The organism is Enterobacter ludwigii, from assembly GCA_023023105.1.
In the GTDB taxonomy this organism is placed as follows: domain Bacteria; phylum Pseudomonadota; class Gammaproteobacteria; order Enterobacterales; family Enterobacteriaceae; genus Enterobacter; species Enterobacter adelaidei.
Genome location: CP083824.1, coordinates 3,105,116 through 3,129,544 on the forward strand (window position 1 = coordinate 3,105,116; position 24,429 = coordinate 3,129,544).

Here is a 24,429-nt window from a genome sequence, read left to right on the forward strand (position 1 = left end):
CAACGTGCGGGAATAAAAAAGCCCGCTCGAATGAGCGGGCTGAAAGAGAGGATCTGCGGTTATTTTTTAAATCGTTCCGGGAATTCCATTTCACTGTAGCGAACGAAGTGTGTTCCTTTCGTCAGTTTGTAGCCAAACCAGATTACCAGGAACAGCGGAATACCAATGTAGGTTGCCGTAACGGCGCCCCAGTCAATGGTGTCCGCCAGGAACGCTTCATAGTTCTGTCCCAGGGTAATAATCAGGCACAGAATGAAGGCGAAAATGGGACCCAGCGGGAAAAACCCTGAGCGATACGGCAGGTCGTTAATATCGTGCCCCTGCTTGACGTAACCACGGCGGAAACGGTAGTGGCTAATGGCAATCCCAAGCCAGGCGATAAAGCCCGTCATCCCTGAGGTGTTAAGCAGCCACAGATATACCGTCTGGTTGCCAAACATAGAGGTCAGGAAGCACAGACCGGCAATCACCGTTGTGGCATACAGGGCGTTACGAGGAACACCGCCACGGGACAATTTTGAGAAAATACGCGGGGCTTTACCGTCACATGCCAAGGTATAGAGCATACGAGTCGATGCGTACATACCGGAGTTACCGGCTGAAAGTACTGCAGTCAGGATTACGGCATTCATCACTGCCGCTGCAGAAAGCAGACCGGCATGCTGGAAGACCAGCGTGAACGGGCTGACGCTGATGTCTTTCACATCATTACGCAGCAGGCTCGGATCGGTATACGGAATGATCAGGCTGATAATCAGGATAGCGAACACATAGAACAGCAGGATACGCCAGAAAACCTGACGGACTGCACGCGGAATATTTTTCTCCGGGTTCTCTGATTCACCCGCAGCGATACCAATCAACTCAGTACCCTGGAAGGAGAAGCCGACGATCATTGCCACGCCGATCATGGCCGAGAACCCACCGGCAAACGGTGCATCGCCTATCGTCCAGTTACTCCACCCGGCCGGTTCTGCGCCTTTGAAAATACCAACGATCATCGCCACACCGACGACGATAAAGATGATGACGGTTGCCACTTTGATCAAAGAGAACCAGTATTCCGCTTCGCCAAAACCACGAACAGAGATGTAGTTCAGCAGGAAGATGACGGCCAGGAACAGAGCACTCCAGATCCAGCCCGGCGTATCCGGGAACCACCAGTTCATCACCAGCTGTGCAGCAACCAGGTCAACGGCAATCGTTACGGCCCAGTTGTACCAATAGTTCCAGCCCAGCGCGAAGCCAAAGCCTTCTTCAACGTATTGTTGACCATAGGTCGAAAACGAACCGGATACCGGCATGTACGCGGCCAGTTCGCCCAGACTGGTCATCAGGAAGTAAACCATCAGGCCAATCAGGATATAAGAGAAAAGTGCCCCACCCGGGCCTGCTGCCGAAATTGTTGCGCCAGACGCAACGAAAAGACCTGTACCGATGGAACCGCCGATAGCGATCATCGTCAGGTGACGCGCCTTCAGTTCACGACGTAGCGTGGGCGCTTCTGTGGTTTTAATTTCTGAAACCATGTGAAAATGCTGTCCATTTAATAAATGAGGCGCGATTGTAGCAGACGATCCGCGTTCCTTCCGGCAGAAATAGGCAGTTATAAGAGAGCTTCATGACTCGGCCAGGATTATAAGCAAAGCAGAAATCGGGTCTTTCCCCTATCTCCATTGGGGTGAGGGGACGATTACATCTCGCAGTAGCGCAGAAAACGCTGCAAAGAGCTGGAAAGATGCTTCTGCCGATGATGGATACACCAGAGTGTGCGCACCAGTTTCGGCAGTGGAACGGGGACTTCGACCAGCGAGCCCGTCTCAAGCTGCTCGGCAATGACCCGCCGGGAAAGGCAGCTAATACCTAAACCATGACGTACTGCATGTTTAATCGCCTCGGAGTTCCCCAGCTCCATCCCTAACTGGAAATGCGGCAGATGGGAAAGCAGCAGATAATCGACAATTTCACGCGTGCCAGAGCCCTGTTCACGCAGTATCCACTGCGCCTGTGCCAGTCTTTCCAGCGTGACTTCGCCCTGTAGCAAAGGCGAGGCCGGAGAAGCGAACACCACCAGTTCATCTTCCAGCCAGGGTTCAGCAATGATATCGACGTTGTGGCAGGGTCCTTCGATAAGACCGATATCCACACGAAAATCGATCACTGCGTTGATGACATCCTGGCTATTGCCAACGCTCATCTCCAGCGGCAGGGTCGGAAAATCCCGGCGGTAGCGGGCAATCACTTCCGGAAGGATGTAGTTCCCAATCGTACTACTGGCAAACACGCGGATCGCACCGTTGTCTTCACGGAACAGCTGTTCGATTTCGGTAGCCTGTTCAAGCAATGCCAAAGCACGCGGGTAGAGCAGACGACCATGTTCGTTGACGACTAAGCGCTTCCCTACCCTGTCGAAAAGCTGAACGCCTAGCTGTCCTTCGAGATCGGTCAATGCCGCGCTGACCGCAGATTGAGAGAGGGCCAGCATCTGCGAGGCCTGCGTCGTCGACCCACTCTTCAGCACTTCGGCGAAAACTTCCAGCTGACGCAATGTAATGTGCATGGTTGCTTACCACTTATATAGATTAATTATAAGTATATAATCAATTTTATTTTTAAACCAGAGAGACGTAGTCTTTAGCCAGACAAAGGAGAAGGTTATGTCAGAACTCACCTTACAGCATCATCGTACATTGTGGCACTTCGTGCCGGGTCTTGCGCTCAGCGCAGTGATAACCGGCGTCGCGTTATGGGGCGGCAGCATTCCAGCCATCGCTGGAGCAGGCTTTAGCGCCTTAACACTGGCGATATTGCTCGGCATGGTCGTGGGAAATACCGTTTACCCACGCATCTGGAAATCGTGCGATGGCGGCGTGATTTTTGCCAAACAGCACCTGCTGCGCCTCGGGATTATTCTTTACGGTTTTCGTCTTACCTTTTCGCAGATCGCCGATGTCGGCGTCAGCGGGATTGCTATCGATGTCCTGACCCTGACCAGCACCTTTTTACTGGCCTGTTTTATTGGTCAGAAAGTCTTTGGTCTGGATAAGCAAACCAGCTGGTTAATCGGTGCAGGGAGCAGTATTTGTGGTGCAGCAGCGGTGCTGGCAACAGAGCCTGTCGCTAAAGCTGAATCCAGTAAAGTGACAGTTGCAGTGGCGACGGTGGTGATTTTCGGTACGCTGGCGATTTTCCTCTATCCGGCTATGTATCCACTGGTGGCCCACTGGTTTAGCCCGGAAACCTATGGCATCTATATCGGCTCGACCGTGCATGAAGTCGCGCAGGTGGTGGCAGCGGGTCACGCCATTAGCCCGGATGCAGAAAACGCGGCGGTAATTGCCAAAATGCTGCGCGTGATGATGCTGGCGCCCTTCCTGATTTTCCTGGCAGCACGGGTAAAACAGCTGGCTCCAGCGGGCAGTAATCAGAAAAGCAAAATTACCATTCCGTGGTTTGCGATCCTGTTCATCGTGGTGGCAATTTTTAACTCCTTCCACCTCCTGCCCAAAGCGGTAGTGGATATGCTGGTGACGCTGGATACCGTTCTGTTGGCGATGGCGATGGCGGCGTTGGGTGTGACAACTCACGTCAGCGCGCTGAAAAAGGCCGGTGCAAAACCGCTGCTGATGGCGCTGGTACTCTTTGTCTGGCTGATAGTCGGCGGGGGTGCGATTAACCTTGTGGTCCATAGCCTGATGGCATAAACCACTACATCCTTCTCCTGTTAACCCGCTATCATAAGCATTTCGGGTTAACAGGAGTCCCTTTATGAAATATGTTGGAGCGCACGTTAGCGCTGCCGGTGGCCTTGCGAATGCCGCCATTCGCGCCGCCGAAATCGAGGCGACCGCTTTCGCCCTGTTCACCAAAAATCAGCGCCAGTGGCGCGCCGCACCGCTCACCGCTGACGTGATTGATGATTTCAAAGCCGCCTGCGAGAAGTATCATTACGGGCCGGGCCAAATCCTTCCCCACGACAGCTATCTGATAAACCTCGGCCATCCGGTTGAAGAGGCACTGGAAAAATCCCGCGAGGCGTTTCTTGATGAAGTCCAGCGCTGCGAACAGCTTGGGTTGACGCTGCTGAACTTCCATCCAGGCAGTCATCTGATGCAAATTGATGAAGATGCCTGTCTGGCGCGCATTGCCGAATCCATTAACATCACGCTGGATAAAACCAAAGGTGTCACCGCGGTAATTGAGAACACAGCCGGTCAGGGTAGCAACCTCGGCTTTAAGTTCGAACATCTGGCGGCGATTATCGACGGTGTTGAGGATAAAACCCGTGTCGGCGTGTGTATTGATACCTGCCATGCCTTTGCGGCCGGCTACGATCTGCGCACAACCGAGGCAACGAAAAACACGTTTGATGAGTTCGAGCGCATAGTTGGCTTTAAGTACCTGCGCGGAATGCACTTAAACGATGCGAAAAGCGCTTTTGGCAGCCGCGTTGACCGCCACCACAGCCTTGGCGAAGGCAATATTGGTCATGATGCGTTTCGCTTTATCATGCAGGACGCCCGCTTCGACGGCATTCCGATGGTGCTTGAAACCATCAACCCCGATATCTGGGCAGAAGAGATTGCCTGGTTGAAGGCGCAGCAGACCGCTGAACAAATGGCATAAAAAAAGCCGGGTTGCATTTGCACCCGGCTTTTTTGTTGTTTACTACTTAGGCTGCTTTCGCGACCACTTCCGCTTCCGGACGTTTCAGCACGGCGTAAGACAAACCCGCCACCAGCGTACCGGCAACAATCGCCATCAGGTACCCCAGAACCGGGGTGATAGCGCCTGGGATCAGCAGAACAAACAGACCACCGTGTGGAGCCATCAGTTTTGCGCCAATCGCCATCGAGATTGCACCTGTCACGGCACCACCCACGATACAGCACGGTAATACACGCATTGGGTCGCGCGCCGCGAACGGAATCGCCCCTTCGGTGATGAAGCACAGACCCAGGACCAGTGCCGCTTTGCCGCCTTCCTGCTGCGCTTTGTCAAACTTACGGCGGGCAACAATCGTCGCCAGACCGAGAGCCAGAGGAGGCACCATACCTGCCGCCATGATGGCTGCCATTGGCGCGTAGGTCTGGGTACTCAACAGGCCAACACCAAAGGCGTAGGCCGCTTTGTTCACTGGGCCACCCATGTCGGTACACATCATGCCACCGAGGATTGCACCCAGCAGGACCGCATTGGCGGTACCCATGGTTTGCAGCCAGTGGGTCAGACCCGCCAGAATACCCGCAACCGGTTTACCAATCAGGTAAATCATCGCCAGACCGACCACCAGGCTGGAAATCAGCGGGATGATCAGAATCGGTTTCAGCGCTTCCATACTCTGTGGCAGCTTGAGCTTCGAGCTGATCAGCTTCGCAACGTAACCGGCCAGGAAGCCCGCGATAATACCGCCGATAAAACCAGAACCCGTGCTCACCGCCAACATACCGCCGATAAGACCTGGCGTCAGACCCGGACGGTCAGCGATGGAGAAGGCGATAAAGCCCGCCAGCACAGGCACCATCAGCGCGAACGCAGAACCCCCACCAATCTGCATTAATGCAGCTGCCAGCGTCCCCTGCTCTTTAAATGCGGTGATACCAAACGCGAATGACAGCGCGATACACAGACCACCCGCAACCACCATCGGCAGCATGTAAGAAACACCGGTCAGCAGGTGGCGATAAGCGCCTGCTGACTCTTTCTTACCTTCAGTCGCACTTTGACTGGTGCCCGTTGCCTGATACGGCTTCGCTTCAACCAGCGCTTTATCAAACTCCTGAGCGGTCTTTTTCAGTGCCAGACCTGTCGAAGTGCGGTACATCGGCTTACCGGCAAATTTCGCCAGATCCACTTCGATGTCTGCCGCCACAATCACCAGATCGGCCTCAGCCACTTCTTCTGGGGTGATGGCATTGCCGGCGCCCACGGAGCCGCGCGTTTCAACTTTTACCCACCAGCCGCGTTTTTTCGCTTCGGTTTCAATGGCTTCAGCCGCCATAAAGGTATGAGCTACCCCTGTAGGACAGGCCGTCACCGCAACAATGCGTTTTGGTCCAGAAGCCGCAACCGGTGCCGCAGCAACAGGGGCGCTGTAAACAGACGCGTGACCTTTCGCTTCGCTCAGGAACAGTTCCGGGTGTGCCACCGCACGATTAATATCGCCCAGCCAGACATTTTTGCCATTAAGCGCACTGTCAGCCGGGATTTTATCGCCCAGAACAATGACCAGTTCGGCATCGCCCGGGTTATCAATCATCTCGAGATGTGCTTTGTTCGCCGCCGCTCCCAGCAAGGTCTTCGCCATATAGGCGCGAGCCTGTCCGAGACCGGAGTCAATGATCAGCAGCGTTTTCATTATTCCTCTCCTGCTGTTAGTTAAAAGGTTTTAAGTCAACGCGCGCCATCATCGCGGCTAACTGGGTACGATCGGTAATACCGACATTGCTCTGGCTTACGGCCAGGGCAGCAACGGCGGTGGCAAGACGTAAAGTATGTTCACTGGATTCACGCATCAGCAGACCATAAATCAGGCCGCCAACCATGGAATCCCCTGCACCGACGGTGCTGACAACATCGACCGACGGCGGTTTGGCGATCCATTCGCCAGAAGCGTTAACCCACAACGCTCCTTCTGCACCAAGAGAGATAACTACGTGGGCGATACCCTGCTCGCGCAGTGCATGGGCAGCATCAATCACATCTTTTAATTCTGGCAGCTTACGACCGGCCCAGATCTCCAGTTCGCGGCGATTAGGCTTCACCAGCCACGGTGACGCTTTCAGTCCCGCGACCAGTGCATCACGGCTACTGTCAAAAATAATGCATGGACACTGGCTGCGCAGGCGCGTCATCCAGTCGGTAAATGCTTCCGGACTGACGCCGGACGGCAAACTACCGCTGACGCACACCATGTCGAACTGACCAAGCCAGGTCAGAGAGTCGTTAACAAAACGCTCCCAGTCTGACGGCGTCACTTCGAAGCCCGAGAAGTTCAGATCGGTCACTTCGCCGTCTTTCTCCGTCAGCTTGACGTTGATACGGGTGCGGCCCTGAACAACCTGAAAACGGTTGGCAATGCCCAGCTCGCTGAACAGCTGCTGGAAACCATCCTGGTTATCTTTACCGAGGAATCCACCCACGGTGACATCAATACCAAGGTCCTTGAGCACTTTCGCGACGTTAATCCCTTTACCCGCAGCATGCAGGCCAGTGGTACGCACGAGGTTTACTTCGCCGCGCTCAATCTCCGGGCAAAACCCCACCAGGTCATAAGCCGGGTTCAGCGTAATAGTCGCAACACGTCTGCTCATTATGCGCCCTCCCCCAGACCTGCCGCGATGGCGTCGCCAATCGCCTTCAGCGCCTGTTCAGCATCCGCACCCTGTGCGGTGAAACGCAGACGGTGACCTTTCTTCACGCCCAGCGCGACAACTTTCATCAGACTACGGCCGTTGGCCGGTTTACCTGTGCCATCAAGGTTGGCCACGGTGATCTCACTTTCAAATTGTTTAATGGTATTTACCAGCATGGTACCTGGACGGGCATGCAGGCCGTGTTCGTTACGCACCACGAATTCAGCGTTAAGAACATCGTCAGTCAGCGCATCATCGCTGGTCAGCAGAGCCAGCACCGTCGCCGCATCTGCGTTCAGCAGTTTTTCAGCTTTGTTATTCAGCAGCAGATCGCCCAGGCGCTTCAGCACGGAAACCGGCTGTTCATCGTTCATCGCCACGGTCAGCAGCATGGCCGCACGCTCGCCGTCGACGTCAAACGCATTTGCCGCACGACTCACGGCGATAGCGCTACGCAGGTTGCCTTCAGCACTGTCGTTCAGCCAGATACCTTGACCGAGATTCAACGGCTTATCATTGATTACGCGCGTCACAAATGTGGCATCTGCTGCACCGGCTTCTTTCAGGCGACCGGCATTCAGCGCCTGGAGTGTCACCAGATCGGAGGCAACTACATCCAGCGTCAGCGTTTCATTATCCAGTTTCAGCGCTTCACTCTGTTTTTCGCCCATCAGCAAGGCGCGCAGCTCTTCAGCAGTCGTTGCTGACTTCAGCTGTTCAGCAACGGAATCATCGCTCAGTACGTGGGTCAGCTGACGCAGCAGGCCTAAGTGTTCGTCGCTGCTGGCCGCGATACCGATGGCCACATACGCCACCTGACCGTCACCCCAGAGCACGCCCTGTGGGAACTGATAAACCTTCACCCCGGTTTTCAACACCTGGTCGCGGGTGTCGGTTGTGCCGTGCGGAATAGCAATGCCATTGCCGAGGAAGGTTGAGGTCTGCTGCTCACGCGCCAGCATGCCATTTACATAACCGTCCGCGACGTTACCTGCCTGCACAAGGGCAGCGGCAACCTGGCGAATGGCCTCTTCTTTATCCCCGGCCTGTGCGCCCGGGTGGATATCCTGAACAGATAACTGGAACATGGTTCTCCACTCCTGCTGAAATTGAATCGTTTCAGCTTTAATGAGAAAAAATGCGCTAGCCTGCTCCGTTTGCTTAAACAAGATAGCGCTGAAACGTTTCAAAAAGTCTTGCGCTTTCTGCAATGCCTTGCAAGTAAACTCGTATTTCTGATCTCAGAATTTAGAGATACAGCACATTTCTTCTTCGTTCAGCTGAATATTGCTGAAGTTCAGCAAGTCAGTTTCAGCTAAGGTCAGTCAAACCTTCTATAAGTTGAAATGCCATTTTGATTTTTCGTGGCATCATTGACCGCACCCTCTGTTTATTTAATGAGTGCCAGCGTAAACTCCGCCTCTCTCTGTCACTCGTTAATTATAAAACATGCATAACACCCCCGCGGCCACCTCGCCAAAGCCCTTTGATTTGACTTCAGCGGCGTTCCTGATTGTTGCCTTTTTTACGGGTATTGCCGGTGCGTTACAGACGCCGACGCTGAGCTTATTTCTGACCAATGAGGTTCACGCTCGTCCGGCCATGGTGGGTTTCTTTTTTACCGGAAGCGCCATCATCGGCATTCTGGTGAGTCAGTTTCTGGCGGGCCGATCCGACAGAAAAGGCGATCGTAAAAGCCTGATTGTCTTTTGCTGTCTGCTTGGGGTGCTCGCCTGCGTTCTGTTTGCATGGAACCGCAACTATTTCATTTTGCTGTTCATCGGGGTATTTCTGAGCAGCTTTGGTTCGACGGCTAACCCACAGATGTTCGCGCTTGCCCGCGAGCACGCCGACCATACCGGGCGTGAAGCGGTGATGTTCAGCTCGGTAATGCGTGCTCAGGTGTCACTGGCATGGGTGATCGGCCCCCCGCTGGCTTACGCGCTGGCGATGGGGTTTGGTTTTACGGTGATGTACCTGAGTGCGGCTGTCGCATTTGTGGTATGTGGCGCGCTGGTGTGGTTCTTTCTGCCGTCGATGCGCAAAGAGCCCAAAGTGGCGACGGGCACGCTGGAAGCCCCGCGCCGCAACCGCCGCGATGCCCTGCTTCTGTTTGTTATCTGCACCCTGATGTGGGGCACTAACAGCCTGTATATCATCAATATGCCGCTGTTTATTATTGATGAACTGCATCTGCCAGAGAAGCTGGCAGGTATCATGATGGGAACAGCGGCCGGGCTTGAGATCCCGACGATGCTCATCGCAGGCTATTACGCAAAGCGCTTCGGCAAGCGTTTTCTGATGCGTATCGCCGCCGTCGCCGGTCTGCTTTTCTATATCGGTATGCTGACGCTACATACGCCGGGGTTGTTACTGGCTTTACAGCTGCTGAACGCTATCTATATCGGCATTCTGGCCGGGATTGGCATGCTCTATTTCCAGGATCTAATGCCGGGTCAGGCAGGCTCGGCCACGACCCTTTATACTAATACCACCCGTGTGGGCTGGATTATCGCAGGCTCAATGGCGGGGGTCGTCGCAGAAATCTGGAACTATCACACGGTGTTCTGGATTGCGCTGGTGATGTGCACGCTGACGATTGGCTGTCTGGCGAGGATCAAAGACGTTTAAGGCGCGGTGAGCGATTCCAGCTCGAGCAGATACGTCATCGCCTGCGCTCGCGTGCTGCCACACATTTCGGCTGTTGGCTGAAGTCCGGAGCAAACCTTCGGGCGCAGGGGCGAACCAAAGATCATACACAGGTTAGTTTCAGAGAGCTGAACGCAGCGGGTATTGGCAGGCTTGCCTTCTGGCATTCCTGGAATGGGGCTTGAAATGGACGGTGCGGTACAGCACGCGCCGCAATCTGGACGACAATCCATAAACGCTCTCTTTCGCTGACGAAGGCCCGCGCAGCCGGGCATCGCGCGCACAGTAACACCTTTTGCGTATTGATAGCAAAAGCCACGAATTCCTCTTGCCTGAAAGGCCGCGCACGAGTAATTTGGCGCGATATTTTTTACCTTCCGTATACAGGATTACTGCAATGCCAAGAGCGAACGAAATTAAGAAAGGTATGGTACTGAATTACAACGGCAAACTGCTGATTGTGAAAGATATCGATATTCAGGCACCTAGCGCCCGTGGTGCAGCGACGCTGTACAAAATGCGTTTCGCCGATGTGCGTACCGGTCTGAAAGTTGAAGAACGTTTTAAAGGTGACGATATCGTTGATACCGTGACCCTGACCCGTCGCTATGTCGATTTTTCCTATATCGACGGCAACGAATACGTGTTCATGGATAAAGAAGATTACACCCCGTATATCTTCACCAAAGATCAGATTGAAGAAGAGCTGCTGTTTATTCCCGAAGGCGGTATGCCAGACATGCAGGTTCTGACCTGGGATGGCGTGCTGCTGGCGCTGGAACTGCCTCAGACCGTCGATCTGGAAATCGTTGAAACGGCACCGGGTATCAAAGGCGCATCTGCAAGCGCCCGTAACAAACCAGCAACCCTGACAACCGGACTGGTTGTGCAGGTGCCAGAATACCTGTCTGCAGGCGAGAAAATTCGCATCCATATCGAAGAAAAACGCTATATGGGTCGTGCTGACTAACACAAAAAACCCGGCTTTGCGCCGGGTTTTTCTTTTACAGCAATTCAGGATACTTCGTCATCTTCAGCGCCAGCTCAATGCCGCGCACTTCCGCCATCCCTTTCAGACGACCGATTGCCGAATAACCTGGGTTCGTTTTCTTACGCAGATCGTCCAGCATCTGATGCCCGTGATCCGGACGGAATGGAATAGGACGCACATCACCAACCTGCTTACGACGTACTTCTTCCGCCAGGATGGCATCCACCACCGCGACCATATTCACATCACCGCCAAGGTGCGCTGCCTCGTGGAAGGTTTTTGGGTTCTCTTCACGACAGGTCGCGCGCAGGTGAGTAAAGTGAATACGATCGCCGAAGGTTTCAATCATCCGCACCAGATCGTTATCCGCACGCACGCCGTAGGAGCCGGTACACATGGTAAAGCCGTTGTAGATGCTGTCTACCGTCTCTTTCAGCCACTGCATATCTTCAATCGTCGAGACGATACGCGGCAGGCCGAGAATAGGACGCGGAGGATCGTCCGGATGTATCGCCAGGCGAACGCCCGCTTCTTCTGCGACGGGCACAATCGCGCGCAGGAAGTACGCCATGTTTTCACGAAGCTGATGCTTATCAATGTCGCCATATTCCGCCAGACGTGCACGGAACTGATCCAGCGTATAGCCCTCTTCCGCACCTGGCAGACCAGCAATGATATTGCGGGTCAGCTTTTCGATGTCAGCATCACTGGCGGCGTTAAACCACGCGCGCGCCTGCTGCTGCTCTTCCGCGGTGTAATCCGCTTCGGCGCCAGGACGTTTCAGAATGTGCAGTTCAAATGCCGCAAAGGCAATTTGATCGAAACGCAGTGCTTTTGAACCGTCCGGCATCTGATATTCAAGGTCAGTGCGCGTCCAGTCCAGGATAGGCATGAAGTTATAGCACACCGTATCAATGCCGCATGCCGCCAGGTTGCGAATACTCTGCTGATAGTTGGCAATCCAGGTCTGGTACTCCCCTGAATGGGTTTTGATATCTTCATGAACCGGAATGCTTTCCACCACAGACCAGGTTAATCCCTTCTCTGCCAGCAGAGCCTGACGCTTTTGAATTTCATCAACCGGCCATACCTGGCCGTTAGGAATATGATGCAGCGCCGTGACGACACCCGTTGCGCCAGCCTGACGCACATCATCAAGAGAAACCGGATCGTTCGGCCCGTACCAACGCCAGGTTTGTTCCATTGCCTCACCCTCTTAAGTTGTTATACCAATATGCGTTACCGCAATGACGACTACCATACATGTTTACCATGAAGGGTCAATATACCGCCACGCATTGATTGATCAAACTCACAGAACAGGGATATTTACGGCTTACCAATTTTATTTGCTGTCATATAACTTTACACTGGCATTGTTAATTAATGGTTAATCAGGTGTGTATCTCATGAAGACAATTGCCTCCACCGCCCTTCCTGCCCATGTTCAGCAACCGCGCTACGATCGTCGGCAATTACGCTCTCGCATCGTCCATTTTGGCTTTGGTGCGTTTCACCGTGCGCACCAGGCATTGTTAACAAATCGGGTGCTGAATGAGAAAGGCGGCGACTGGGGAATATGTGAGATTAGCCTCTTTAGCGGTGATGTGCTGATGAGCCAGCTGCGTGCGCAGGATCACTTGTTCACCGTTCTGGAGAAAGGTGCAAAAGGAAATGAGGCAATTATCGTCGGTGCCGTCCATGAATGTCTGAACGCAAAGCTGGACTCTCTGCCCGCTATTATTGAGAAATTTTGTGAGCCTCAGGTGGCGATTGTGTCGCTCACTATCACGGAGAAAGGTTATTGCATCGATCCCGCTACCAGTAAATTGGATCTGCAAAACCCGCGGATTATCCACGATCTGGAAAATCCATCTGAGCCGCATTCCGCCCCGGGGATCCTTGTCGAAGCGCTCCATCGTCGCCGTGAGCGCGGCTTACCTGCTTTTACCGTGCTTTCTTGCGACAATATCCCTGACAACGGCCATGTGGTGAAAAATGCCGTGCTGGGCATGGCGCAAAAACGCTCTCCGGCACTCGCTGCGTGGATTGATAGCCACGTGAGTTTTCCCGGAACCATGGTCGACAGGATTGTTCCTGCTGCAACAGAGGCCTCACTGGCGGAAATCACCGAAACGCTCGGCGTTGAAGATCCGTGCGCCATCAGCTGCGAACCGTTTATTCAGTGGGTGGTGGAAGATAATTTTGTTGCCGGCCGTCCGGCGTGGGAAGTGGCGGGCGTCCAGATGGTGCAGGATGTTCTGCCGTGGGAGCAGATGAAGTTACGCATGCTTAACGGCAGCCACTCTTTCCTGGCTTATCTCGGGTATCTCGCCGGCTATGCGCATATCAATGAATGTATGGAAGACGCAGCCTTCCGCAAAGCCGCCCGTCGGCTCATGCTCGATGAACAGGCACCCACATTACGCATTAAGGATGTCGATCTCACCGCATACGCCGATAGCCTGCTTGAACGCTTTGCTAACCCGGCCTTGCAGCACCGTACCTGGCAAATTGCAATGGACGGTAGCCAGAAGCTGCCCCAGAGAATGCTGGACGGGATCCGCGTCCATCTTGAGCGAAAAACGCCGTGGCTGCTGCTGGCTCTGGGCGTGGCCGGCTGGATACGCTACGTCAGCGGGACTGACGAACACGGAAACACAATTGACGTCCGCGATCCCCTCAGCGATAAAATCCGCACGATTGTTGACGCCAGCAGCGACGACGATCGCGTCAACGCGCTGCTGGGGCTGAACGAGGTCTTTGGACACGATCTCGCCCAAAATAGCGTTTTTGTTGAAGCTGTCAGCCAGGCATATCAGCGCATTGCCCGCCACGGTGCACGTCAGGCTGTTATTGAAACGTTAAATCTTTAACGATTATTGCGCTTAACACGAACGGAGGTGACCTCCGTTCGCCCTTCCCCTTCTCATTGCGCCCTTTTTTCGCCAGGATAAGAGATAATTGTTATAGCATCACAATTCTCTTCTGGAGCGCACGTGACCAAAACCAACCTCATCACCGGTTTTCTCGGCAGCGGTAAAACCACGTCAATTCTTCACCTGCTGGCGAACAAAGATCCGGCCGAGAAATGGGCCGTTCTGGTCAATGAATTTGGCGAAGTGGGCATCGACGGCGCATTACTGTCGGACAGCGGCGCGATGATCAAAGAGATCCCAGGCGGATGCATGTGCTGCGTCAATGGCTTGCCCATGCAGGTAGGACTCAATACCTTGCTACGTCAGGGAAAACCCGATCGCCTGCTGATTGAACCCACCGGGCTGGGTCACCCGAAGCAGATCCTTGATTTACTGACCGCACCGGTTTACGAGCCGTGGATTGATCTGCGTGCCACCCTGTGCCTGCTCGATCCTCGCCAGCTTCTGGATGATAAAGCGGTGGCCAATGAGAACTTCCGCGATCAACTCGCCTCAGCAGACATTATCGTTGCTAATAAAGAAGATCGCGCCACGGCTGAAAGCCAGTCCGCGCTGGACGCGTGGTGGCAACATTTCGGGAGTAATCGTCAACGGGTGCAGACCACTCAGGGGAGGATTGATAGCGCCCTGCTCGACCTTCCTCGTCTGAACATAGCGGAACTTCCGGCCAGTGCAGAGCATGCCCATAGCCACCCGGTGAAACAAGGTCTGGCTGCCCTCAGCCTGCCGGAACACCAGCGCTGGCGTCGTAATCTGAATAGTGGTCAGGGGTATCAGGCCTGTGGATGGATCTTCGATGCAGATACCGTTTTTGACACCATCGGGATCCTTGAGTGGGCCAGACTTGCTCCGGTCGATCGCGTTAAAGGGATCATGCGCACACCAGACGGACTGGTACGGATCAATCGTCAGGGTGAAGATTTCTTTATTGAAACGCAAAATGTCGCCCCGCCGGACAGCCGAATTGAGTTAATTAGTGCGGTTAACGCCGACTGGAATGCCCTGCAGTCCAGCCTGTTGAAGCTTCGTTTAAGTTTGGGCGGCTAACGTTGCCCCTGTTTTCACTCTTTGCTGAACGTTATGACGACTCGATTTCCCCTGATATTACTGCTTAATGTCGCCGGTCTGGCGCTCTTTTTCTCCTGGTATATCCCGGCGAATCATGGTTTCTGGTTCCCGCTGGATTCTGCAATCTTTCACTTCTTCAACCAGGAGCTGGTGAAGAGCAATGCCTTTCTGTGGCTGGTAGCTATCACCAACAACCGCGCCTTCGACGGTTTTTCGTTGCTGGCAATGGGCTGCCTGATGCTCTCCTTCTGGTTGAAAGAGGATAAAGCAGGGCGTCGGCGTATTATGATTATCGGTCTGGTGATGCTGCTGTTTGCCGTGGTCATTAACCAGCTGGCAACCGCGATTATTCCGGTTAAGCGCTCCAGCCCAACGCTCTTCTTTAGCGATATTTATCGCGTCAGTGAGTTGCTGCATATTCCAACAAAAGATGCCTCGAAGGACAGTTTCCCTGGCGACCACGGCATGATGCTGCTTATTTTTTCCGCAGTTATGCTTCGTTATTTCGGCAAAAAAGCCTTTGCAATAGCCCTGATTATTTTTGTGGTTTTTGCTTTTCCACGCGTAATGATTGGCGCCCACTGGTTCACCGATATTGCCGTCGGTTCGCTCTCCGTTGCTCTGATTGCTCTACCGTGGTGTTTGATGACACCGTTGAGCGACGGGATAATAGCGCTGTTTGATCGCTATCTTCCCGGAAAAACGCAACAACAATTAAACAAATAACTAACCTAAATTAACGTTAGCTATCAGGGATCGACATGATCCCTGACAGGTCTCCTGCCGCGATCTTTTCTCACTGTCATATTCCTGTCATCACATTCATGATAAAAATGAATCAATTACGCGATAAGGTGGCGGATCTGTCGGTATTTTGAGCATTTCCATGTTTTTACTTTCTGTATCACAATTTCTTATAAAAAAAAGGCTTTTTTTACTCGCAATACCCCAGGCAATCGGTTAATCTCGAACTCGTTTTGCCCCATAGAGATAATTATTTCACTGGCTAATAATTTTGTGCGCTGTGCCACAAATGTGAGCAGAAAGAATTGTCTCAATGTGAACAGATAATTAGTCTCGTCACGTTTGGCATTTTTATAACGATATTTGTCGTTAAGGACTTCAAGGGAAAATAAACAAAATGGTCAAATCTCAACCGTTTCTGAGATATATCTTACGGGGGATCCCGGCGATAGCAGTCGCGGTACTGTTGTCTGCATGTAGTACATCGAACACCGCAAAGAATATGCATCCTGAGACGCGTGTTGTGGGAATGGAAGATTCCTCGTCACTGCAAGCCTCTCAGGATGAATTTGAAAATATGGTACGTAATCTGGACGTGAAGTCCCGCATTATGGACCAGTATGCTGACTGGAAAGGCGTGCGTTACCGTCTTGGCGGCAGCACGAAAACAGGTATTGATTGTTCCGGTTTTGTACAGCGTACTTTCCGTGAGCAATTCGGGTTAGATCTTCCGCGTTCGACTTACGAACAGCAGGAGATGGGCAAGTCGATTTCACGAACTAAACTGCGCACCGGTGACTTAGTTCTGTTCCGCGCCGGTTCTACAGGTCGACATGTGGGCATCTATATTGGTAATGACCAGTTTGTACATGCCTCCACCAGTAGCGGTGTGACCATTTCCAGCATGAACGAACCGTACTGGAAAAAGCGCTACAACGAAGCGCGCCGAGTACTGACCCGCAGTTAATATGGAAATTGTATCGTTGGTTATCCCTTGGCTGGCGATATGATGAAAAAAAGCACTGCTTCGGCGGTGTTTTTTTTTGCCCGTTACACTGAATACATTCGGCGGCAATTCAGGAACCACAACGTCTATGTTCACCCGCTACTTCTCCAGTAATCGCAAGATACTGATCCTCAGCATTATCACAGGCCTGATCGCTGCCCTGCTCCTGGGTTCATTGCAATTTTTCTGGAGCTACCACAAGCGGGACGTAAAATTCGACACTCTGATTAACGATGTCAACCTCTACATGGAGAGCTATTTTGCAGAGTTAAAAACCTCTATCGACATCCTCCAGCCACTCACGCTGAACAATTGCCACGACGTCAATGCAGAACTGACTTCACGCGCAGCATTTAGCCTCAACGTGCGCGCCTTTTTGTTGGTCAGGGACAAAATTGCGTTCTGTTCATCCGCCACAGGTCCAATGAATGTCCCGATGGAGGAGCTGATACCCGAGCTGCACATTAATAAGCAGATCGATATGGCCTTGCTTCCAGGCACCCCGATGTTGCCCAACAAGCCCGCGATTGCCATCTGGTATCGTAACCCGTTAGTTAAAGATGGCGGTGTGTTCACCTCGGTGAATATCAATCTGACACCTTATCTGCTCTACACAGCCCGCCAGGACGAGTTCGCTGGCATCGCCATCATCATTGGCGATTATGCCCTAACGACGATGTCCAGCAAGCTGGTCAAAGCGCGTGATTTAGATGAAGCACCGAGCCGCATCGCTACGCTGAAAAACGTCCCCCTGACCATTAAACTGTATGCGGACGCCTGGACCAGCGATGAAATCCTTTACGCTCTGTTCTTCGGACTGGTGTGCGGCATTGCGGCCGGATCGCTCAATTACTATATCCTCAGCATACGGCTGAATCCGGGTAAAGAGATTTTAAGCGCCATTAAGCGCGATCAATTCTATGTGGTCTATCAACCTGTGGTGGACGCAAAAGAGCTGAAAATGCGCGGTGTCGAGGTGTTGATGCGCTGGAAACACCCGACCATGGGTGAGATTCCGCCTGACGCCTTTATCAATTTTGCAGAGGCACAGAAGCTGATCGTTCCGCTGACGCTGCATCTTTTTGATCTCATCATTCACGATGCGCCGGTATTACAGACCGTGCTACCGCCGGGCGCAAAACTCGGCATCAACATTGCGCCTGGGCATTTGCATGCGGAAAGCTTCAAAGAAGACATGCTCACCTTCAAAGCGTTACTGCCGCCGGATTACTTCCAGATCGTGCTGGAAATTACCGAGCGCGACATGCTTAATCATCGGGAAGCCAACAGCCTCTTCGAATGGCTGCATAACGAAGGGTTTGAGATAGCCATTGATGATTTTGGTACTGGTCACAGCGCGCTGATTTATCTTGAACATTTCACCATGGACTATCTCAAGATTGATCGTGGTTTTGTTAATGCAATAGGCACGGAGACCGTGACGTCACCGGTGCTGGATGCAGTCCTGACGCTGGCAAGACGAATGAATATGTTGACCGTCGCCGAAGGGGTGGAAACCCCGGAACAGGCTGCATGGCTACGCGAGCATGGCGTCAATTTCCTGCAGGGCTACTGGATTAGCCGCCCGATGCCACTGGATCAGTTCCGCAACTGGCGGCCTGACGTTTCGCCCGGCAGTGAATAATTTCACATTGCCCGTGACGTCACTTATTATTCAGCTTAACTGAGCTGGTTTGTAAAAGAAGGAGCCGCCACGAGATGCTTATGCGCTTTATGTTGCTGATGTTGGCATTCACGAGCCTGTCCAGCCAGGCGCAAGCCATCAAAGAAAATATCGCCTTCGCGGTGATTGGCGAGCCGAAATACGCGGTCAATTTTACACATTTCGATTACGTCAACCCAGCCGCCCCCAAAGGTGGGAAGGTAACACTTTCCGCCACGGGAACGTTCGACAACTTCAACCGCTACGCCCTGCGTGGCGTGGCGGCCGCGCGAACGGAATCACTTTACGATACGCTTTTTGTCACGTCTGATGATGAGCCCGGCAGCTACTATCCACTGATTGCCGATAACGTGCGTTACGCGGATAACTTTGCCTGGGCTGAAATCTCGATAAACCCTCGGGCACGTTTTCACGATGGTTCACCGGTTAAGGCCAGTGACGTCGCGTTCACCTTTCACAAATTTATGACTGAAGGCGTGCCCCAATTCCGCATCGTGTACAAAGGCGCATCCGTCAGAGCCATTGCGCCGCTCACCGTACGCATCGAGCTGAGCGAACCCAACAAAGAGAATATGCTCAGCCTGTTCTCACTGCCGGTGATGCCTCAATCGTTCTGGAAAGATCACAAACTGAGCGACCCGCTCTCTACTCCCCCTCTGGCAGGTGGTCCTTACCGCATTACCGACTGGCGCATGGGGCAATATGTGGTCTATTCCCGCGTCAAAGACTACTGGGCCGCAAATCTGCCAGTTAACCGCGGGCGCTGGAATTTCGACACCCTTCGTTATGATTACTACCTCGACGATAACGTGGCATTTGAAGCATTTAAAGCCGGTGCCTTCGATCTGCGCGTCGAGAGCAACGCCAAAAACTGGGCCACGCGGTATATCGGGAAAAATTTCGCGAAAGGTTACATCGTTAAAGATGAGCACAAAAATGAGTCCGCCCAGGACACCCGCTGGCTGGCATTTAATATTCAGCGTCCGGTGTTTAATGACCGCCGGGTACGGGAAGCGATTTCCCTGGCCTTTGATTTTGAGTGGATGAACAAAGCGCTCTTTTACGGTGCCTACAGCCGTGCGAACAGCTATTTTCAGAACACGGAATATGCCGCGCGCGACTACCCGAAAGCTGACGAGCTGGTCCTGCTGGCACCGCTGAAAGCGGAAGTACCCGCGGAAGTGTTCACCTCGGTGTTTCAGCCGCCCGTGTCGAACGGTGACGGCTACGACCGCGCCAACCTGCTGAAAGCCAGCAAGCTGCTGGAGGACGCGGGCTGGCCCCTGAAGAATCAAAAGCGTGTTGATGCCAAAACGGGTAAGCCTCTCAGCTTTGAGCTGCTGCTTTCATCCGGGGGCAACGATCAGTGGGTACTGCCGTTTAAGCACAACCTTGAGCGGCTGGGCGTTACCATGAACATTCGTCAGGTTGATAACGCGCAGATTACCAATCGCATGCGCAGCCGTGATTACGACATGATGCAGCGCTTGTGGCCCGCACAGCCGTGGCCAAGCTCCGATCTGCAAATTTCATGGGCCTCCAGCTACATCGACTCCTCATATAATGCCCCGGGGGTGAAAAGCCCGGCGATTGATGCACTGATTGCAAAAATAGTGGCGGCGCAAGGCGATAAAGAAAAACTCCTGCCGCTCGGACGGGCGCTCGACAGGGTCTTAACCTGGAACTACTACATGCTGCCGATGTGGTATATGGGCGAAGATCGTCTTGCTCGCTGGGACAAGTTCTCCGTGCCTGCCGTACGCCCTGTCTATTCACTGGGCTTTGATACCTGGTGGTATGACGTCAACAAAGCCGCCAGACTCCCCGCTGAGCGACGCTAAGGAATCATCATGGGTGCCTATCTTATCCGCCGTCTGCTGTTGGTCATCCCGACCCTGTGGGCCATCATCACGATTAACTTTTTTATCGTGCAAATCGCGCCTGGCGGCCCGGTTGATCAGGCTATTGCCGCTATCGAGTTTGGTAATAGCGGCGGTATGCCAGGCGGCGGCGGTGAAGGAATGGGCGCGAGCCATGCGCGAACCGGCGTAGGGAATATCAGTGAAAGTCATTATCGCGGTGGGCGTGGACTGGATCCTGAAGTGATCGCCGAGATCACCCACCGCTATGGCTTTGACAAACCCATTCACGAGCGCTATTTCAAAATGCTCTGGGACTATATTCGCTTTGATTTCGGCGATAGCCTGTTTCGCAGTGCATCAGTCTTAACATTGATTAAGCAAAGCCTGCCAGTGTCCATTACGCTGGGGTTATGGGGAACGTTGATTATCTACCTGGTCTCGATTCCGCTCGGGATCCGTAAAGCCGTTTATAACGGCAGCCGTTTCGATATCTGGAGTAGCACGTTCATCATCATCGGTTATGCCATCCCGGCGTTTCTGTTTGCCGTCCTGCTGATTGTTTTTTTTGCCGGGGGGAGTTATTTCGATATCTTTCCGCTGCGAGGGTTAGTCTCCGCTGATTTCAGTACCCTGCCGTGGTACCAGAAAATCACCGACTATCTCTGGCATATCACGCTACCGGTTCTGGCAACGGTTATTGGCGGGTTTGCGGCTCTGACCATGCTGACCAAAAACGCCTTTCTTGATGAAATTCGAAAACAGTACGTCGTCACGGCCCGCGCCAAGGGCGTAAGCGAGAAGCAGATTATGTGGAAGCACGTATTCCGCAACGCCATGCTGCTGGTCATTGCCGGATTTCCTGCCACGTTCATCAGTATGTTTTTTACCGGTTCACTGCTGATCGAGGTGATGTTCTCACTCAACGGTCTGGGCCTGCTGGGCTATGAAGCCACCGTCTCGCGCGATTATCCGGTGATGTTTGGCACACTCTACATTTTCACCCTGATTGGCCTGCTGCTGAATATCGTCAGTGATATCAGCTATACGCTGGTTGATCCCCGAATTGATTTTGAGGGCCGCTAATGTCGCGTTTAAGCCCCGTAAACCAGGCCCGCTGGGCCCGTTTTCGCCACAACCGCCGCGGCTACTGGTCACTGTGGATTTTTGCCGTGTTGTTTATTTTAAGCATGTGCTCTGAGTTGATTGCCAACGACAAGCCTTTGCTGGTGCATTTTAACGACCGCTGGTATGTACCGGTTCTCGCTAATTACAGTGAAAGCGATTTTGGTGGCCCGTTTGCAACGCCTGCGGAGTATCAGGACCCGTGGCTTCGCCAGCAAATTGAGCAACATGGCTGGGCTATCTGGGCACCGGTGCGTTTTGGCGCAAACAGCATTAACTTTGCCACCACAACGCCCTTCCCTTCCCCACCCTCCGCGCAAAACTGGCTGGGAACGGATGCCAACGGTGGCGATGTCCTGGCGCGCATCCTTTATGGCACACGGATATCGCTCCTCTTTGGACTTATGCTGACGCTTTTTTCCAGTGTGATGGGGGTCGTGGCCGGCGCGGTTCAGGGCTATTACGGTGGAAAAATAGACCTGTGGGGCCAGCGTGTTATTGAAGTCTGGTCAGGCATGCCGACGCTGTTTCTGATCATCCTGCTTTCGAGTGTGGTACAGCCAAACTTCTGGTGGCTGTTAGGTATCACCGTACTCTTCGGCTGGATGGCGCTGGTGGGTGTCGTGCGGGCGGAATTTCTGCGCACCCGCAACTTCGACTATATTCGCGCCGCGCAGGCGCTGGGCGTGAGCGACCGCGGGATTATTTTCCGCCATATGCTGCCTAACGCCGTGGTGGCCACGCTTACCTTCCTGCCGTTTATTCTGTGCAGCTCCATCACCACCCTCACCTCGCTGGATTTTCTTGGCTTCGGGTTACCACTGGGTTCCCCGTCGCTCGGCGAGCTTCTGTTACAAGGCAAGAACAACCTGCAGGCGCCGTGGCTGGGTATTACCGCCTTTCTTTCTGTGGCCGTGCTGCTTTCGTTGCTGATTTTTATTGGCGAAGCCGTGCGCGATGCCTTCGATCCTAATAAGGCGGTATAAGATGACGCAGCCCCTTCTCAGTATTGATAACCTGTCGATTGCTTTTTCAACACAGGGTGAGATGCGTACCGTCGTCACCGACCTGTCACTCCAGATACAGCGCGGTGAAACGTTGGCACTGGTGGGTGAGTCAGGTTCAGGCAAGAGCGTCTCAGCTCTCTCCATCCTGCGTCTGCTGCCCTCTCCGCCCGTGAGTTACCCGCAAGGCGACATTCTTTTTCACGGCAACTCGCTGTTGCATGCTGACGAACATACCTTGCGCGCAATCCGCGGTAATAAGATTGCCATGATTTTCCAGGAACCGATGGTTTCTCTTAACCCCCTTCACAGCCTGGAAAAACAGCTCTATGAAGTCCTGTCCCTACACCGAGGTATGCGCAAAGAAGCCGCACGCGGGGAAATTCTGGACTGCCTTGAACGAACCGGCATACGCAATGCAGCCAAACGGCTGAATGATTTTCCGCACCAGCTCTCCGGCGGCGAGCGCCAGCGCGTGATGATTGCCATGGCCCTGCTCACGCGCCCCGAACTGTTAATTGCTGATGAACCTACAACGGCACTGGACGTGACGGTGCAGGCGCAAATTTTGACGCTGCTGCGCGAGTTGCGTGACGAGCTGAACATGAGTTTGCTGTTTATCACGCACAACCTGAGTATTGTGAAAAAGTTGGCCGACAGCGTTGCGGTGATGCAAAACGGGCGATGTGTCGAGCAGAATATCGCATCCACGCTGTTAAACGCGCCACAACACCCGTATACCCAGCGTCTGCTCGACAGTGAGCCCTCTGGCGACCCGGTTCCTCTGTCAGCTGACAGCGTACCGCTGTTGCGTGTTGAGGATTTGTCCGTCTCGTTTCCCATTCGCAAAGGAATTCTGCGGCGCGTCGTCGACCAGAATCCGGTGTTGAAAAATATCCGCTTCTCTCTGCGCCCGGGGGAATCTCTGGGACTGGTAGGTGAATCCGGTTCGGGTAAAAGCACCACCGGCCTGGCGCTGCTGCGTTTAATCGCTTCTCAGGGCGAGATCCTCTTTGACAATATGCCGCTGCATCGGTGGAACCGACGCCAGATGCTCCCGGTGCGCCCCCGTATGCAGGTGGTATTTCAGGACCCCAACTCCTCGCTTAACCCACGGCTCAGCGTGTTACAGATCGTTGAAGAGGGTCTGCGTGTTCATCAGCCCAGCCTGAATGCCCAACAACGGGAACAGGAGGTCATGCGGGTCATGAACGAAGTGGGCTTAGATCCCGATACCCGTCACCGCTATCCGGCAGAATTCTCCGGCGGGCAGCGTCAGCGTATCGCTATTGCCCGTGCGCTGATCCTGAAACCGGAACTGATTATTCTGGATGAACCGACGTCTTCGCTGGACAGAACCGTCCAGGCGCAGATCCTGAAACTGCTCAAGGGGTTACAGGAAAAACACCGGCTGGCCTATATCTTTATCAGCCATGATTTACAGGTGGTTCGGGCGCTATGCCATCAGGTGATTGTGTTGAGACAGGGAGAAGTGGTCGAACAGGGGGAGTGCCAGCGCGTATTTACTGCGCCAACGCAGAGTTACACGCGCCAGCTGCTTTCAGCAGACTAGCGCTCAGAATGGATACTGGCCAGAGAAAGGCTCCGCAATAGCAACGCCAAAATTTTTCAGACGGCAGGTCGCGGCAAACTCATCCTGGCTTTTAACAAACAGGCACGGCTCACCTTCGCACTCCAGTACAGAGCTGTCTACTTCGATATCCGTCAACGCCTGGCTTAAGCGTTCCATAACCGGCCATGCGTTTTCGTCGCTCGGGCTAAGCAATTTGAGCGCAACCAGACAATTATCGCAGTCCGCGGCACTTTGCGGAATCGGTTCAACTTTCAAACCTGCAAAACCCGCTGACCAGCGATAGCTCTGGGGCAAGCGATGGACAATGGAGAGTTGTAATGTATTCACGTTCGTTCCCCGGAAGCAAAATTTACTTCACAATTTATTTACATTTATAGTAACACATCATCGCTAACCTGCACTATTCAGCGC

General features: G+C 53.4%; 21 protein-coding genes. 13 read left to right on the top strand and 8 right to left on the bottom strand.

Features of this window, described 5'->3' with window-relative positions:
* Nucleotides 1–59 precede the first annotated feature (59 nt).
* Nucleotides 60–1,529, bottom strand: a complete 1,470-nt coding sequence (locus tag LCD46_15060) for an amino acid permease (protein ID UOY69391.1) — start codon at nt 1,527–1,529, stop codon at nt 60–62.
* Between the two features lie 164 nt (nt 1,530–1,693).
* Nucleotides 1,694–2,560 carry a LysR family transcriptional regulator gene (locus tag LCD46_15065; protein ID UOY69392.1) on the bottom strand — a complete coding sequence of 289 codons (867 nt, stop codon included), beginning with the start codon at nt 2,558–2,560 and terminating at the stop codon, nt 1,694–1,696.
* Nucleotides 2,561–2,657: 97 nt separating this feature from the next.
* On the opposite strand from LCD46_15065, the gene LCD46_15070 reads away from it, so the two are divergent.
* Nucleotides 2,658–3,704 (top strand): YeiH family protein, encoded by a 1,047-nt coding sequence (locus tag LCD46_15070; GenBank protein ID UOY69393.1) that lies wholly within the window; start codon nt 2,658–2,660, stop codon nt 3,702–3,704.
* 64 nt (nt 3,705–3,768) lie between these two features.
* The gene (gene nfo / locus LCD46_15075) at nt 3,769–4,626 is read left to right on the top strand and encodes a deoxyribonuclease IV (GenBank protein UOY69394.1); all 858 of its coding nucleotides are present in this window, start codon (nt 3,769–3,771) and stop codon (nt 4,624–4,626) included.
* 46 nt (nt 4,627–4,672) lie between these two features.
* On the opposite strand, the gene fruA is transcribed toward nfo, so the two are convergent.
* Genes fruA through fruB form a run of 3 tightly spaced genes read right to left on the bottom strand, consistent with a single transcriptional unit; the run spans nt 4,673 to nt 8,443 of the window.
* Nucleotides 4,673–6,358, bottom strand: a complete 1,686-nt coding sequence (gene fruA, locus LCD46_15080) for a PTS fructose transporter subunit IIBC (GenBank protein ID UOY69395.1) — start codon at nt 6,356–6,358, stop codon at nt 4,673–4,675.
* Nucleotides 6,359–6,374: 16 nt separating this feature from the next.
* Nucleotides 6,375–7,313: a 1-phosphofructokinase gene (gene fruK / locus LCD46_15085; protein ID UOY69396.1), complete on the bottom strand. Its 939-nt coding sequence runs from the start codon at nt 7,311–7,313 to the stop codon at nt 6,375–6,377.
* Complete coding sequence (fruB, locus tag LCD46_15090; GenBank protein ID UOY69397.1) at nt 7,313–8,443, bottom strand: fused PTS fructose transporter subunit IIA/HPr protein; 1,131 nt, start codon at nt 8,441–8,443, stop codon at nt 7,313–7,315. Before fruB ends, fruK begins: the two co-directional genes overlap by 1 nt.
* Before the next feature lie 361 nt (nt 8,444–8,804).
* Here fruB and setB point away from each other — a divergent pair, with 361 nt between their 5' ends.
* Nucleotides 8,805–9,986 carry a sugar efflux transporter SetB gene (gene setB / locus LCD46_15095; protein ID UOY69398.1) on the top strand — a complete coding sequence of 394 codons (1,182 nt, stop codon included), beginning with the start codon at nt 8,805–8,807 and terminating at the stop codon, nt 9,984–9,986.
* On the opposite strand, the gene LCD46_15100 is transcribed toward setB, so the two are convergent.
* A complete protein-coding gene (locus LCD46_15100) occupies nt 9,983–10,237 on the bottom strand; it encodes a YkgJ family cysteine cluster protein (GenBank protein ID UOY69399.1) in 255 nt (84 codons plus the stop codon). The genes setB and LCD46_15100 overlap by 4 nt on opposite strands.
* Nucleotides 10,238–10,401: 164 nt before the next feature.
* Here LCD46_15100 and yeiP point away from each other — a divergent pair, with 164 nt between their 5' ends.
* Nucleotides 10,402–10,974: an elongation factor P-like protein YeiP gene (gene yeiP, locus LCD46_15105; GenBank protein UOY69400.1), complete on the top strand. Its 573-nt coding sequence runs from the start codon at nt 10,402–10,404 to the stop codon at nt 10,972–10,974.
* Between the two features lie 34 nt (nt 10,975–11,008).
* Here the strand turns inward: yeiP and uxuA are convergent, their stop codons facing one another.
* Nucleotides 11,009–12,199 carry a mannonate dehydratase gene (gene uxuA / locus LCD46_15110; protein UOY69401.1) on the bottom strand — a complete coding sequence of 397 codons (1,191 nt, stop codon included), beginning with the start codon at nt 12,197–12,199 and terminating at the stop codon, nt 11,009–11,011.
* A 205-nt stretch (nt 12,200–12,404) separates the two neighbouring features.
* On the opposite strand from uxuA, the gene LCD46_15115 reads away from it, so the two are divergent.
* From LCD46_15115 to yejF, 9 genes are all read left to right on the top strand, one after another.
* A complete protein-coding gene (locus LCD46_15115) occupies nt 12,405–13,871 on the top strand; it encodes a fructuronate reductase (protein ID UOY69402.1) in 1,467 nt (488 codons plus the stop codon).
* A 123-nt stretch (nt 13,872–13,994) separates the two neighbouring features.
* Nucleotides 13,995–14,981 (top strand): GTP-binding protein, encoded by a 987-nt coding sequence (locus tag LCD46_15120; protein UOY69403.1) that lies wholly within the window; start codon nt 13,995–13,997, stop codon nt 14,979–14,981.
* Between the two features lie 33 nt (nt 14,982–15,014).
* Nucleotides 15,015–15,728, top strand: a complete 714-nt coding sequence (locus LCD46_15125) for a phosphatase PAP2 family protein (protein UOY69404.1) — start codon at nt 15,015–15,017, stop codon at nt 15,726–15,728.
* A 415-nt stretch (nt 15,729–16,143) separates the two neighbouring features.
* On the top strand, nt 16,144–16,713 hold the full coding sequence (mepS, locus tag LCD46_15130) for a bifunctional murein DD-endopeptidase/murein LD-carboxypeptidase (GenBank protein ID UOY69405.1): 570 nt from the start codon (nt 16,144–16,146) through the stop codon (nt 16,711–16,713).
* 127 nt (nt 16,714–16,840) lie between these two features.
* A complete protein-coding gene (locus LCD46_15135) occupies nt 16,841–18,397 on the top strand; it encodes a cyclic di-GMP phosphodiesterase (protein UOY69406.1) in 1,557 nt (518 codons plus the stop codon).
* 74 nt (nt 18,398–18,471) lie between these two features.
* Nucleotides 18,472–20,277: an extracellular solute-binding protein gene (locus LCD46_15140; protein UOY69407.1), complete on the top strand. Its 1,806-nt coding sequence runs from the start codon at nt 18,472–18,474 to the stop codon at nt 20,275–20,277.
* A 9-nt stretch (nt 20,278–20,286) separates the two neighbouring features.
* Nucleotides 20,287–21,381 (top strand): microcin C ABC transporter permease YejB, encoded by a 1,095-nt coding sequence (locus LCD46_15145; GenBank protein ID UOY69408.1) that lies wholly within the window; start codon nt 20,287–20,289, stop codon nt 21,379–21,381.
* A complete protein-coding gene (locus LCD46_15150) occupies nt 21,381–22,406 on the top strand; it encodes an ABC transporter permease (protein ID UOY69409.1) in 1,026 nt (341 codons plus the stop codon). The genes LCD46_15145 and LCD46_15150 overlap by 1 nt, the downstream gene beginning before the upstream one ends.
* Nucleotide 22,407: 1 nt before the next feature.
* Complete coding sequence (gene yejF, locus LCD46_15155; GenBank protein ID UOY69410.1) at nt 22,408–23,997, top strand: microcin C ABC transporter ATP-binding protein YejF; 1,590 nt, start codon at nt 22,408–22,410, stop codon at nt 23,995–23,997.
* A gap of 3 nt (nt 23,998–24,000) precedes the next feature.
* On the opposite strand, the gene LCD46_15160 is transcribed toward yejF, so the two are convergent.
* Nucleotides 24,001–24,345: a YejG family protein gene (locus LCD46_15160; GenBank protein ID UOY69411.1), complete on the bottom strand. Its 345-nt coding sequence runs from the start codon at nt 24,343–24,345 to the stop codon at nt 24,001–24,003.
* Nucleotides 24,346–24,429 lie beyond the last annotated feature (84 nt).